The sequence below is a fragment of the Staphylococcus sp. GDY8P45P genome (assembly GCF_017892745.1).
Taxonomy (GTDB): Bacteria; Bacillota; Bacilli; order Staphylococcales; family Staphylococcaceae; genus Staphylococcus; species Staphylococcus cohnii.
In genome coordinates, this window is sequence record NZ_JAESLS010000004.1 from 175,073 (window position 1) to 189,061 (window position 13,989).

At 32.6% G+C, this 13,989-nt stretch carries 11 protein-coding genes; 8 read left to right on the top strand and 3 right to left on the bottom strand.

The window, feature by feature from the left end:
• Nucleotides 1-2: 2 nt before the first annotated feature.
• The 6 genes from KA873_RS01075 (at nucleotide 3) to argB (ending at nucleotide 6,883) form a co-directional block, all read left to right on the top strand.
• A complete protein-coding gene (locus KA873_RS01075; RefSeq protein WP_107504469.1) occupies nucleotides 3-668 on the top strand; it encodes an ABC transporter ATP-binding protein in 666 nt (221 codons plus the stop codon).
• Nucleotides 669-870: 202 nt separating this feature from the next.
• On the top strand, nucleotides 871-2,208 hold the full coding sequence (locus KA873_RS01080) for a gluconate:H+ symporter (protein ID WP_107504470.1): 1,338 nt from the start codon (nucleotides 871-873) through the stop codon (nucleotides 2,206-2,208).
• A gap of 374 nt (nucleotides 2,209-2,582) precedes the next feature.
• Nucleotides 2,583-3,770: an ornithine--oxo-acid transaminase gene (rocD, locus tag KA873_RS01085; protein ID WP_107504471.1), complete on the top strand. Its 1,188-nt coding sequence runs from the start codon at nucleotides 2,583-2,585 to the stop codon at nucleotides 3,768-3,770.
• A gap of 45 nt (nucleotides 3,771-3,815) precedes the next feature.
• Complete coding sequence (gene argC / locus KA873_RS01090) at nucleotides 3,816-4,847, top strand: N-acetyl-gamma-glutamyl-phosphate reductase (protein ID WP_107504472.1); 1,032 nt, start codon at nucleotides 3,816-3,818, stop codon at nucleotides 4,845-4,847.
• A gap of 23 nt (nucleotides 4,848-4,870) precedes the next feature.
• Nucleotides 4,871-6,109 carry a bifunctional glutamate N-acetyltransferase/amino-acid acetyltransferase ArgJ gene (argJ, locus tag KA873_RS01095; RefSeq protein WP_107504473.1) on the top strand — a complete coding sequence of 413 codons (1,239 nt, stop codon included), beginning with the start codon at nucleotides 4,871-4,873 and terminating at the stop codon, nucleotides 6,107-6,109.
• A gap of 12 nt (nucleotides 6,110-6,121) precedes the next feature.
• On the top strand, nucleotides 6,122-6,883 hold the full coding sequence (gene argB, locus KA873_RS01100; protein WP_107504474.1) for an acetylglutamate kinase: 762 nt from the start codon (nucleotides 6,122-6,124) through the stop codon (nucleotides 6,881-6,883).
• A gap of 186 nt (nucleotides 6,884-7,069) precedes the next feature.
• On the opposite strand, the gene KA873_RS01105 is transcribed toward argB, so the two are convergent.
• Nucleotides 7,070-8,302, bottom strand: coding sequence for an ArgE/DapE family deacylase (locus KA873_RS01105; protein ID WP_107504475.1), 1,233 nt, complete (start codon nucleotides 8,300-8,302; stop codon nucleotides 7,070-7,072).
• A 593-nt stretch (nucleotides 8,303-8,895) separates the two neighbouring features.
• Here KA873_RS01105 and ssuE point away from each other — a divergent pair.
• Nucleotides 8,896-9,435, top strand: coding sequence for an NADPH-dependent FMN reductase (gene ssuE, locus KA873_RS01110; protein ID WP_019469028.1), 540 nt, complete (start codon nucleotides 8,896-8,898; stop codon nucleotides 9,433-9,435).
• Nucleotides 9,436-9,562: 127 nt separating this feature from the next.
• Here ssuE and KA873_RS01115 read toward each other — a convergent pair whose 3' ends face one another.
• Nucleotides 9,563-10,222, bottom strand: a complete 660-nt coding sequence (locus tag KA873_RS01115) for a hypothetical protein (RefSeq protein WP_107504476.1) — start codon at nucleotides 10,220-10,222, stop codon at nucleotides 9,563-9,565.
• A 494-nt stretch (nucleotides 10,223-10,716) separates the two neighbouring features.
• Complete coding sequence (locus tag KA873_RS01120) at nucleotides 10,717-12,306, bottom strand: L-lactate permease (RefSeq protein ID WP_107505419.1); 1,590 nt, start codon at nucleotides 12,304-12,306, stop codon at nucleotides 10,717-10,719.
• Between the two features lie 360 nt (nucleotides 12,307-12,666).
• On the opposite strand from KA873_RS01120, the gene KA873_RS01125 reads away from it, so the two are divergent.
• Entirely contained in the window at nucleotides 12,667-13,923 is a 1,257-nt protein-coding gene (locus KA873_RS01125) for an MFS transporter (protein ID WP_210140143.1), read from the top strand.
• Nucleotides 13,924-13,989 lie beyond the last annotated feature (66 nt).

A 13,989-nucleotide genomic window follows, 5' to 3' on the forward strand; every position in this document is an offset into this window, starting at 1 on the left:
GGATGATAGCATTAAAACATGTGCAGAAGAAATATCATAATAAAACAATTTTTCAATCTCTAAATATGAAGTTAGAAAATCAACAATTAACTGTGCTATTAGGTGAAAATGGTGCTGGCAAATCGACATTATTAAGAATGCTTTCGGGGTTAGAAAAACCCGATCAAGGTGAAATTACGTACTTTGGGAAAAAGTTATCTAAAAAACAATTACAAGCAATGATTGGATATGTACCACAAGATATTGCGTTATTTGAGCATATGACTGTCGCAGAAAACATCAATTGTTTTAAAGCTTTATGTAAAAACGCAATATCGGACGCGCTAATTACAAAATATATGGAACAATTAAATATTGATGATTTGGACATTACTGTTTCTCGTCTATCTGGAGGAACGAAACGTAAAGTAAATGTATTAATTGGTTTATTGAACAACCCACAAGTTCTCATATTAGACGAACCTACGGTAGGTATAGATTTGAAATCAAGGTTTGATATTCATAATTTACTCAATCAAATGAAGCGAAATTGTTTGATTATATTAACAACACATCATTTAGATGAGGTAGAGGCACTGGCTGATTGTATTAAAGTCATAGGTGTCGATCCTTTTTATAAAAAAGTATTATCAGATAAACAATGGCAATTTGAAAGTTATCAGAATTAACTTTAGTTTCAAGATAATTTGACCATTCACTCCTAAAAAAGCACGCGCAAGGTAAATTTCAACCATTTGCTTTGCAAGTGCTTCTTAATTTTTATGAAGCTTAAACCCTTAAAATAACAACGTTGTTATTTTAAAATAAAAGGTGTATAATATATGTTTATGAATACGTTTTCATAAAATTGGTTTGACTGGGGGACTTAAATTGTCATTTGTGAGTGAGCATTTACCGATAATATCACTTATTATTGGCGTAGCGTTATTATTATTCTTAAATATTAAATTAAAGGTTAACAGTATTTTTTCTTTGATTTTTGCAGCTATTGCTGTTGGCTTATTGAACGGTATGAAGCCGATGGTAATATTAGATACAATTAAAGAAGGATTAGGTTCAACGTTAGGTAGTCTCGCGCTTATTATTGGATTTGGTGCAATTTTAGGTAAGTTAATGGTCGACTCAGGCGCGGCTCAGCGAATAGCTACTACGTTAATTAATAAATTTTTTGCAAAGCATGTACATTGGGCATTGATTATTATTGGCGCTGTCTTTGGTATTTCTGTATTTTATGAAGTAGCCTTTATGATTTTAGCCCCTTTAGTGATCAGTATTGCGGTTGAAGCTAAAATACCATTTATGAAATTAGCTATTACTATGGTTGCCGCAACGACACTTTCTCATAGTTTATTTCCACCTCAAGCAGGTCCAACTGCATTGGTAGATGCTTATCATGCTGATATGGGAATGGTATACATTTTAGGAATGATTGTCTTTATTCCTGGCGTGATAATTGCAGGTATTCTTTTGCCAAAAATGATGAAAAATTTAAATTATCCTGTGCCACCATTGTTACAGAAAAATAAAGAATTTAGTGAAAGTGAAATGCCTAGTTTTGGAATGAGTTTATTAATACCATTAATTCCTGCTATTTTAATTTCACTTTCAACAATATTAAGTATGTTTATAACTAAAGACACTTTATGGCATGAAATTGTATCATTTTTTGGGAGTGCAGAAATTAGTCTTATAATCGCAATTCTTACATCAATTGTTGTCTTTGGATTAAGAAAAGGTAAAAAGATGGATGAATTGATGAAATCTTTTGAAAGTGGGTTGAAAGGTGTAGCAACGATTATATTTATTGTTGGTGCTGGTGGTGCATTTAAAGAAATCATTTTAAAAGCAAATGTAGGTGATTATATTGCGGGAATAATGCAAAATACAAATATTTCACCACTTATCATGGCGTGGTTAATTACAGCACTTATTCGTATTGCTACAGGACAAGGCGTGGTGTCGGCAATAACTGCAGCTGGAATTGTAGGGCCATTAATTCCTACATTTAATGTTAATCCAGTATTGATGGTTTTAGCAACTGCTGCTGGTAGTAACACGATTACGCATGTGAATGATGCATCATTTTGGTTATTTAAAGAATATTTTAATATAACGATTAAAGATACATTTAAAACTTGGGGGCTTTTATTATTTACATCTTCTATTGTTGGTTTGGTCATTGTATTAATCATGGATTTGTTTATGTAAAGTAACAATAGTATGAGCGGAATAAAAAATGGTGATTTTTCCGCTCTATACCCCTTTGTTAGTTATTTAATGTGGCATTTCACTTAAATATATCCTTTACCGCAATTGTTAAAACGACTGAATGTATAATTTGAATGATAGGTACGAATATTATCTTAAACATCAAATGATGATATGCAAATTGTATACAATGATTTATGTGCATCTATTGAAATTTTATAATTTTGATAGATGCTTTTTTGCTTGTTTTAAAGCCTTTAAATATATTTTTATAAAAAATTATTTAAATAAACCTTTGACTTATTATATTTAAAAGTGTAATATTCATGAATATTAATACAAATATTAGAATAATAATAAGGTTGGTGTATTTAATGAATGCGTTATTCGAATTAGCAGATCAATATAGTTCAAATAATTATAGTCCTTTGAAATTAGCATTAGCCAAAGGTAAAGGTGCGCAAGTATGGGATGTTGAAGGTAAGCGATATATTGATTGTATAGCAGGATTTTCAGTAGTAAATCAAGGACATTGTCATCCGAAAATTATTGAAGCATTTCAAGCACAAAGCGAGGAAATAACTATGGTATCACGTGCATTATATAGTGATAACTTAGGACAATGGGAAGAAAAAATTTGCAAGTTAGCAAACAAAGACAAAGTACTACCTATGAATACTGGGACTGAAGCTGTGGAAACAGCAATTAAAATTGCACGAAAATGGGGTTCAGATGTCAAAGGTATTAAAGAAAATGAAAGTGAAATCATTGCTATGAAAGGTAACTTTCATGGTCGTACATTAGGGTCTTTATCTTTATCTGCCCAAGATAATTACAAAGAAGGGTTTGGCCCATTGCTAGATAATATTAATTATATAGATTTTGGAGATATTGAACATTTAAAAGTATTGATTAATGATAATACATCGGCCATTATTTTAGAACCGATTCAAGGTGAAGGTGGCGTGAATATTCCTCCAAACTATTTTATTCAAGAAGTGCGTAATTTATGTAATCAACATAATATTTTATTCATTGCCGATGAAATACAGGTTGGACTAGGTAGGACAGGCAAGATGTTTGCTATGGAATGGGAAGGTGTAGAGCCTGATATTTATTTACTCGGTAAATCATTGGGCGGCGGACTTTATCCTATTTCAGCTATCTTAGCAAATGAAACAATCATGAATGTCTTAACACCCGGTACACATGGTTCAACATTTGGCGGTAATCCACTTGCATGCGCAGTATCGATGGCAGCCATAGATGTTTTGCTAGACGAAAACTTAATTGAACGTTCCGCTGAATTAGGCCAAACATTGCTGAACCATTTACAACTTATTGATAGTCCAATCATTGATGATGTCAGAGGGAGAGGGTTATTTATCGGTATTGAATTAACAGAACAAGCGCAGCCCTATTGCTTGGAAATGATAGAAAAAGGTGTTTTGTGTAAAGAAACACAAGGCAATGTTATTAGAATTGCACCACCGTTAGTTATTAATGAAGATGAGATTAACCAAATTGCTGAAGTGATTAAAGAAGTGCTTGAAAAAAAATAAAATAGCACATTAAAAATTCCGAATATTCAGAAAGGTATGAAACAGATGATAACAGTTGGAATAGTAGGCGGAAGCGGTTATGGTGCGGTAGAACTTATACGTTTATTACAACATCATCCTAACGTCATAATTAAATATGTATTTTCACATTCTAAGATTGATGAACCAATTAGTAAAACATTTCCACATTTAAACCATATCGCACTTAATTATACTGAATTAAATGAACAAGCGACGTCTTGTGATGTCATATTTTTTGCAACACCTTCCAATGTCAGCAAACATTTAGCACCAAATTTAATTAATAAAGGTATTAAAGTGATTGATTTGTCAGGGGATTTTAGGCTGACGGATAGAAATCTATATCAAACATTTTATGGTGAAGCAGCTGCAGAACAAGCACTTTTAGATAAGGCGCTTTATAGTATTGCAGAGTGGAGTGAAATAGATCCACAACGCACAAATTTGATAGCAAATCCTGGTTGTTTTCCTACTTCTATTTTATTAGCTTTACATCCTCTGATTGCTCAAAATGTAATCGATATTCAATCAATTATTATTGATTCAAAAACGGGTGTCTCAGGAGCAGGCCGTTCATTAGCACAACATGTGCATTACGCTGAAATGAATGAAAATTTTAGTGCTTATGCAATTGGAAACCACAAACATAAACCAGAGATAGAACAGTATATATCTAAAATTGCAGGAACGAAGTGTAATGTGATGTTTACGCCGCATTTAGTACCGATGACAAGAGGTATTTTATCTACAATTTATGTGAAGTTAAACGAATATACGACAGCTGAGCATTTACATGCTATTTATAAAAATGATTATGAGCATAAACCATTTATAAGAATTAGAGACTTAGGAGAATACCCTAAAACAAAAGAAGTGTATGGTAGTAATTTTTGCGATATAGGTCTATATGTAGATGAAAAAAATCAAAGAGCTGTCATCGTTTCAGTGATAGATAATTTAGTTAAAGGCGCTAGTGGTCAAGCAATCCAAAATTTAAATCTACTTTATGGTTTAGATGAGGCAACTGGTTTGAATCAGTTACCAATTTATCCTTAACAAAATGCGAAAGGAGAGATGAGATGAAAGATATTGAAACAATAGATACACTCAATCAAATTACTGTAGATATTAATGGTGACGTAGGATCACCATTGGGCTTTATAGCTGGTGGTTTTCATGCTGGTTTAAGAAGAAAGAAAAAAGATTTTGGTTGGATTTATTCTACGACAGCAGCAACTGCAGCAGGTGTATATACCCTTAATCGTTTCAAAGCGGCACCTCTTAAAGTAACTGAAGATAGTATCAGCATCAATCAAACATTGCAGGCAGTTGTAGTTAATTCAGCAAATGCGAATTCATGCACTGGAGATAGAGGTATACAAGATGCGAAAGATACGCAAAGTTGGGTAGCTGAACGATTAAACATAGAACCACATCATGTTGGTATTGCTTCGACAGGGGTTATTGGTTCGTTTTTACCTATGGATAAAATAAAACATGGCGTCGATCATGTTTTACAAGATTCGTTTAATCAGAGTGAATATTTTAATCAATCGATTTTAACGACAGATACGACCACGAAACATTTGTCTGTAAAAGTAGACATAGATAATCAAACAGTGACAATTGGTGGCACTGCAAAAGGATCTGGAATGATACATCCTAACATGGCGACTATGCTAGGTTTTATAACGACAGATGCAAAAGTTGATAGTAAAGCATTGAATCAATGTTTAAGTCAAACTACAGATCACTCTTTTAATATGATAACCGTTGATGGTGATTCTAGTACGAATGACATGGTCTTATGTATGGCAAATGGTCAAGCTAATCATCATTCGTTAGATGAAAATCATCCTGAGTGGCAAAAATTTGTTTATGCTATCAATTATGTTGCACGTTATTTGGCTCAGTCGATTGCAAAAGATGGTGAAGGCGCTACAAAATTGGTGACAGCTAAGGTTAAAGGTGCAATAGATATTCATGAGGCTAGAAAAATGGCGAAAAGCATTGTTTCATCTAACTTAGTTAAAACAGCAATTCATGGTGAAGATGCAAATTTTGGAAGAATTGTAACAGCGATGGGCTACGCATCAAAATATATAGACCCTAATGCAACCAATGTGAAATTATGCCAAGTTTCTGTGGTTAAACAAGGCATGTCGGTGGCATTTGATGAAGCTTATTTAAAACAACAATTGGAAGCAGATAACATCGTTATAGAGGCTACTGTAGGTGATGGAGAAGGAGAAGCTACCGCTTATGGTTGTGACTTATCATATGAATACGTGCGCATAAATGCGTCGTATAGAACTTAAGAGGTGTTTGATATGGATTACATTGTAATTAAAATAGGTGGAAGCACTTTGACGGATATGCATGATTCTACAATTGAAGATATTGTTGCATTAAAAAATCAAGGTTATAATCCAATAATCGTCCATGGAGGAGGCCCTTTTATAAATCAATCTTTGGAATTACAAAAAGTAGAATCAAAATTTAAAAATGGTTTGAGAGTTACTACTGACGATGTGCTTTCTGTTACGACTCAAACATTAATTGGACAAGTGAATCCTAGTTTAGTCAATAAAATCAATCAATTTGGTGTTCAAAGTATTGGTATGAATGGCATAGATGCTCAATTATTTGATATTAAACCGTTAGATCTAAAATATGGTTTTGTTGGCGAACCTATTCATATAGATACAAGTGTTATCGCAACTTTAACTCAATCTTTTCTACCAGTCATCGCATCTATAGGTGCTAATCAGACGACGTCTCAAGTATATAATGTTAACGCCGATACATTGGCATACAAACTTGCGCAAGCTTTACAGGCACCAATTTATTTATTGAGCGATATTCCGGGCGTTTTAATCAACGAAAAAGTACAACCGTCACTGAATGCGAAAAACATCGAAACATATATTGAACAAAAATTAATATATGGTGGAATGATACCTAAAGTACAAGAAGCTGTAAAAGCAATAGAAATGGGATGCCAAAAAGTGGTTATTGCTGCAGGGAATGAAGCACATATTATTCAAAAACTGCAACATGGCCATAATGTAGGCACTACAATCCGTAAATAATATTTACCATGAGTGGCATATACACAATTTTTTAAAAGTGAAGCTTTTGTCTCACTCAGACAAGGATGAAGTTTTAAAAGTAAGTTTACAGATCTGTCATCTCGTGCCCTATATATAAAAAAGCCCAGACATTTACTATGTTCTGAGCTTTTTTATATAGCTAAAGATTATTTAATTAAATCAAAACTAAAGATTTTTAGCATAAGTTGTTAAAAGTTCACTGTAAAAATCAATGAATTTTAAATACATATCTTTTTCTACACATTCATCAATTTGATGTGGTTTAATACCAGGGCCAAATACTAAGAATGGGAAACTTTCATCTTTATTTTTTAATAAGTTTGAAGCATCTGTAACGCCACCGATTGGAGAGGCAATAAAGTCCTTATCAAATAGAGATTTAGCTATAGTCTGAGCGGTATTAATTAAGCTATTATCACCAGTAGTAAGTACTGGATCTAGGTCTAAATATAAGTTGCTTGATAAATTTGCGCCTTTATCATTATGACTTTTAATTGTGTTTGAGAATAATGCTTTTACTTGTGCGTTATCATATTCTGGAATTGTACGAATATTAAAATCTGCATCAGCCTCTTCAGGGACAGAGTTAACTTGTACCCCACCTTTAATTAAAGTATTACTTATAACTAAACCTTGCAGTGCAGATTCTACATCTTCAAGTGCTGTTGTTGCAGGCAATGAAGGTTTAATTCTATCAATAAATTTTGTGAAATCTAACGCTTTTCCTTGTACTTCTTTGGAAATTCTAGCATAAGCGTCATCGATATCTTGTATAAATGAAATCAATGGTTTTATCGCATTTATGCCCATTACCGGCATAGAGCTGTGTGCTGATTTACCATAGGAAGTTATACGATAGTCCATAGAACCTTTATGTGCGTATACCATGATATCTTGGCAAGGTTCTGCTATAAGTAATGCATCAACGTCGTCCATATAGCCATGTTCATATAAAGTCTGGGAACCAAGTTGTTCCATTTCTTCACCACTAGTTGCTAAAAATCTAATACGACCATTTTGCAGTGCTTGAGATTGTTTAATATCAATAAGTGCAATTGCTAACGCAGCAAGTCCAGATTTCATATCTGCTGCACCACGGCCATATAAAAATCCATCATCCTCAGTAAGTGAAAATGGATCGTATGTCCATTGAGATTTATTACCCGCAGAAACCACGTCCATGTGACCTGAGATACCAATTACTGGATTTCCTTCACCTATTTCAGCAATAAGATTAGCACGTCGTTCATCAATTTTTTGGATTTTTGATTCAATCCCATAATTCGAAAATAATTGCTCTAAATAATTACAAACTTCAATCTCGTTATCATTTACTGTTTCAATTGCAACAATATCTGATAGGATTTGTACTTTTTCTTTATTAGAAAATGTACTCATTGTGTATCACTCCTTTGTATGACTAAATTAAGTATACATCTAGAAAAAATGATTTTTAAAGCGAAACGATTTTTAAAAAAAGAATATAACAAAATTATTTATATTGTAAAATCTTTAATAATGAAAACAAAATAAACTGTAATTGTACGATTACACATTTCGACGTGTGATATTGAAAATTAAGTATGTGTTAGGAATATAAGTAATACATCAATTGGAAAGTTAAATGTCATAACAATTTGTGAAGCAATGGTAGAAGTGGTAATTTATAAATGGATTTAGGTAATTCAACATATAGCTTTGAATAAAACATCAGTATTTCCATGGAAATGCATAATCAATGTTATAAATTAAATGTATACATTTATTGTGGCATTAATGAATGTATTATTGAATATAAACCGAAAGGAATGCAAAATAATTATTGTAATATTTCAAATCATTTCCTATGATTTTACCCGTATTTGATGATACGCTAAAGAAGTGGAATTTGGTTCCAAATTATTTTGTTTTTTCATATATTTTTTAAATAGTTAAGAATGAAAATGACAGTTATATATATGAAAATTTTATATAGAAAGGGGATAATCATATTGGCAAAAGTAGCAATTATTGCTGGCGGCAATAAACTTAAATCAAGACTCACAGGTATTATAGATTATGCGGAATCATATTTGAATGCTGAGGGCATCGAAACAAATGTCATTCATGTACATCAATTAGATGCTGAGGCTTTAATTACTGCAGATTTCTCTAATGAATCAATAAATACTACGCATAAAACGATAGAAGATGCAGATGGTATTATTATAGTATCTCCAGTATTTAAAGCAGCTTACTCAGGTATCGTAAAAACATATTTAGACTTATTACCACGTGGAGCATTTACTGGTAAAACAGTACTACCATTAGCTTTAGGTGGCACATTTGCGCATGTATTGGCAATCCAATACAGTCTTGATCCAGTGATCAAAGAACTAGGTGCAGATACAATTCATAAAGGTAGATTTATATTAGATAAGCACATCACACAAAACGAAGATGGTAGCTATGGTTATGATCAAGAAGCGAAAGATGGCTTAAATAAAACTTTAAAGAAATTTGTCAGCGACAAATCACAAGTTAAAGAATAAATGTATTTGGAATACGGATTATATCAAAAGTTACGATAAACGTAGTATCAACCATAATATAACAGTAATAAAAAAATAAGCACACAGTATCAAAACTTGTAAATTGATATTGTGTGCTTATTATTTTTTATAGTTCATTTAAATGCCACTGAGCTTGGTTATCTAAGGTTAACTTAAATTCATTTGTTTGAATGCACATGGGATGGGCTTCAGAAAATTGATCAGAGAATAGCCATTTATTATCTTCCGGCGTCAGTAAAATAAAACTGTCATCATAATGATCGCCGATAAAATTTAAATCATCTGGTACAAATGTTTGATTTTCATATGTATTTAAATGATACTTTGATAATGCTTCAAAGACTTCCGTCGTTTCATTACAAACGAACCCAATCTCACTAATTCTTGAAAATTCAGGGTCATCCGTAATATTAGAAATGCGTGCAATGAGTTCAACGACATTCCCAGATGGATCTTGAAAGTAAAATGAATGTGCAACAAAAGATTCGAAATAAGTCGTATGTTTACCATCTTCCATCAATAAAAATAATATATTTTGATAATGCTGTTTCATGTCATAAAAATGGTTGTATGGAATGTCAATTGCAAAGTGGTAAAATGGTTGGACATCATCGTCTGTTTGTTGAAAACACAAATGAGTCTCTCCAATTTCAACTGTAAAAGCTTCCCGACTAATCATACGAACAGGACATTCTAAAATTTCTTCATAAAATTGGAATGTCTCTTCAAACTCTGAAGTGAATAATTTAATGTTTTCAATTTTCATAAACGAACCCCACCCAATCCTCATGTTTAACATATAAATATAAGAAATAATTTACTTGTACTTTATCAAAATAATAATCAATATGATAATAATAAGAATTTTATATGAAATAATACGCTTTAAGTAACAATAAAGCCTATTTTCAGAAGCCATTTAACGCTATCTACTACAACTTAAATTTTTTAAAATATATACTGCAGTACATATTTCGCTTATGTTCGTTATAGGATTTGTCTACGATTATAAACATTTTCTTATTATTAACACTTTAAGAGCTGCAAACTAAATAAAGTTAAACTAGAAATGGTATTTGATATGTGTATATAGTAATATAGCGATTGATAAAATTTCATAAAAAGAAAAGGCTGAGACAATTCAACTTGTCTCAGCCTTTTTGTCAGAGTAGGATGACAAAATGGTTTTAAATCAATTAGATTTCAATATTTCACTCCGATTTGTTAGTTCAAGATGTTTGTATATCAGACTTGCTTATACTAAGTGAATAATAATGAGATAATATAAGCACTAATACCAACTAAAATACAATACAGAAGTGCAGGGCCTAATGTTTTTCTTATGACACTACCTTCTTTGCCTGGCATATTAACCACTGCACACACTGCTACTACATTGTGCACACAAATCATATTACCAGCAGCTGCGCCAATGATTTGTGCAGCTAATACAATAAATGGATCTCCACCAATAGAGTTGGCGATATTTAATTGAATAGGCGAGAAGGTCAACGTTGAAACAGTTGCACTACCTGTAATAAATGAGCCTAAAGCACCTAAGAATGGTGCAACAAATAGCCAAATAGGACCTAAAGTGTTGGCCATATTTTTGGCGATGTATTCTGGCATACTAATTAAATCATGTGCATTCATACCAGAGTTAATAAAAACATGCACCATAGCGAGCGTAGCAATAAGTGTAATACCAGTGATTTTTATTGTGGATAGAGACGTTAAACTTGCATTACCAAAATCCTTAATAGATTTTCTTTGAACTATAATTGCGAAAACTGCAGATAATAATAAAATCGTCCCAGGTGAATAAAGAAATTGCCATTCAGATGATATTTCAGAGAAATTCAAAATATTATTCCAAGAAAAATCAAGGACATGTGTTGTGAAGTATTCAATACTTGGCACGGTTCTCGTTAATAGAAGTAAGATAACAACCATTACATAAGGTGCCCAAGCAGTTAGTAAACTCATAGAATGTTCCGTACTATCTGCTTCGTATGTGTCATCTAAGCCATCTCTCCACACTGTTTTAGGTAATAGCCACCCCTTACTTGCAGTTAAGACTGCTACTACAAGTCCAGTTAATGATCCTAATATAGCGACAAATTCTGCACCGAATACATGTGCATATACAAAGGCAGACACGGCATATACAATACCTATTAAAGCTAGCCACGGTAAAATTTCAATAATAGATTTTAGTTTCTTGTTTTTTCCAAAGAAAATCACCATTGTAGCGATTACGATAATAGGTATGAAAATACCACTTAATAAATCTAATACAGTTATTTGTTCAGCTGTAGACTGGAAAAAAGATTGATTTGCTTCTTTTAAAGTACTCAATCCAACAATAACTGGTGTACCTACAGCTCCGAAAGACACGGCAATACTGTCGGCAATTAAAGCTGTAACAACAGCAATCATAGGTCTAAAACCTAAAGCAACCATTAAAGGTGCCGTAACCATTGCTGGTGTACCAAAACCTGAAGCACCTTCAATAAGTGAACCAAATAAGAAAGCGACAATAATTACTTGGACACGCATATCTGGTGAAATTTTTTTGAATCCTGCATTTATACGGTTTACGGCACCTGTCTGACGTAATGTATTAAGTAAAACGAGTGCCCCGAATAAAATGTAAAGTATCGTTAATGTTTTATGTGTACCTTGAAGTATTGAAGCAATAACGACATTACCTTGCATCCCCCATACAAATATCCCTAAGATTGTAACAACGATAGCGCTAATAATCATTCCTTTTAAAGCAGACATACGTAAGAGTACGAGAAATAAAAAAGGTACGATTACTGCACTGAAAGCAACTAATAACATCATTTTATATAAAACTCCCTCATAAAAATTTAATAATCATCTAGTCATATGATGTTTAAATAACTTTCATTGTAAACGTTTACAAATAAATTTTCAATCATGTATAAAAAATATATTTTTAATTTTAAAAAATTAAGTGTTATGCAAATATTCTTTCTTTAACTTTAACAGCCTATATTTATTGATTTTATTCATTTATGTCTTAAAACGAAAATAAACGAAAATAAATTTGCGTTATTAGAAAAAATATAATAATATAATGATAATATTTGAAAGCGTTTACAAAACGATAGTCACAAAAATTGGAAGAAAATATTTAAATCAATTCTAATATTAACGATTGATTTATAAGGAGTGCGTAATATGAGTGATAAATTAACTAAAATGGGCATGCCTCCAACGTTATTTTGGGGATATGTTGGTGTATTAATATTTATGATGGGGGATGGTCTGGAGTTAGCATGGATTAGTCCTTATTTACATGATCATGGTCTGTCCGTACAACAAACAGCGATTTTGACAACGTGCTATGGTGTGACGATAGCCATTGGTTCTTGGTTATCAGGTGTCTTGGTAGAAATTATTGGTCCAAGAAAAGTAATGCTGTTAGGAACTGGGTTATATATCATAGGTCATGCAATATTCGTTGGTTTGGCAATTCCAACGATGAATTACAATATCATGATTCCTTCTTATGCAATAAGAGGTTTTGGCTATCCGTTATTTGCTTATTCTTTTTTGGTTTGGGTTGCTTATCGCTCTCCGCAAAAACGTTTAGGAGCTGCAGTAGGATGGTTTTGGTTTGTGTTTACAGGAGGGCTTAGTGTTCTAGGATCATTTTATTCTTCATTTGCGATTCAGTTATTTGGACATTTCTTTACATTATGGACTGCGATCATTTGGGTGTTAATAGGAACATTTTTAGCAGTGTTTGTAAATAGAGATCAGTTTATTATTGAAGAAAAAGGCCACAGCTTTAAAGAACACTTTAGTGAGGTGCTTGCAGGTATAACGATACTAAAAAGAGAACCGCGTGTTGCAGTGGCATGTGTTGTTAGAGTCATTAACCAAGCAGCGCAGTATGCTTTTCCATTATTCTTGCCGATTTATTTAGCTTCCAAAGGTATTGCAACTACAACTTGGTTAAATATTTGGGGGACAATTTTTATTGCTAATATTACTTTCAATCTAATTTTTGGTGCGTTGAGTGATAAAATTGGCTGGAAAAATACAATTTCCTATATTGGTGGTGTGGGATGCGCGATATTTACGTTAGGGTTGTATTTTGTCCCTGAATTATTTACAGGTAATGTCTTTATTGTCGGTGCTGTAGGATTTTTATGGGGAATGTGTTTAGCAGGCTTTGTCCCTATTTCTGCGCTTGTTCCTTCATTAGTTCATGATGGAGATAAAGGGCCTGCAATGGCAATTTTAAATTTAGGAGCTGGACTTTGTGTATTTGCAGGACCAGGATTAGTGGCATTGTTTTATGACAGTATTGGTGTGAAAGGCATGATGTACTTAATTTTTGGATTATATGTTGCTAGTGCAATCATGACACGTTTTTTAAAAACCCCAGAAGAAAGAGAACGTAGGAAAACTGAAAATTTTGCATCATAGCGTAAATAATCTATATAGAAGCTATGAAAAAGTAAGTACTTGGTTTAGTGCATGATATACCTAATA

Coding starts and splice junctions, on each gene's coding strand:
- rocD (WP_107504471.1), top strand. CDS start 2,583: ATGAATGCGTTATTCGAATTAGCAGATCAATATAGTTCAAATAATTAT.
- KA873_RS01075 (WP_107504469.1), top strand. CDS start 3: ATGATAGCATTAAAACATGTGCAGAAGAAATATCATAATAAAACAATT.
- KA873_RS01125 (WP_210140143.1), top strand. CDS start 12,667: ATGAGTGATAAATTAACTAAAATGGGCATGCCTCCAACGTTATTTTGG.
- KA873_RS01105 (WP_107504475.1), bottom strand. CDS start 8,302: ATGAGTACATTTTCTAATAAAGAAAAAGTACAAATCCTATCAGATATT.
- KA873_RS01115 (WP_107504476.1), bottom strand. CDS start 10,222: ATGAAAATTGAAAACATTAAATTATTCACTTCAGAGTTTGAAGAGACA.
- argC (WP_107504472.1), top strand. CDS start 3,816: ATGATAACAGTTGGAATAGTAGGCGGAAGCGGTTATGGTGCGGTAGAA.
- KA873_RS01120 (WP_107505419.1), bottom strand. CDS start 12,306: ATGATGTTATTAGTTGCTTTCAGTGCAGTAATCGTACCTTTTTTATTT.
- argB (WP_107504474.1), top strand. CDS start 6,122: ATGGATTACATTGTAATTAAAATAGGTGGAAGCACTTTGACGGATATG.
- argJ (WP_107504473.1), top strand. CDS start 4,871: ATGAAAGATATTGAAACAATAGATACACTCAATCAAATTACTGTAGAT.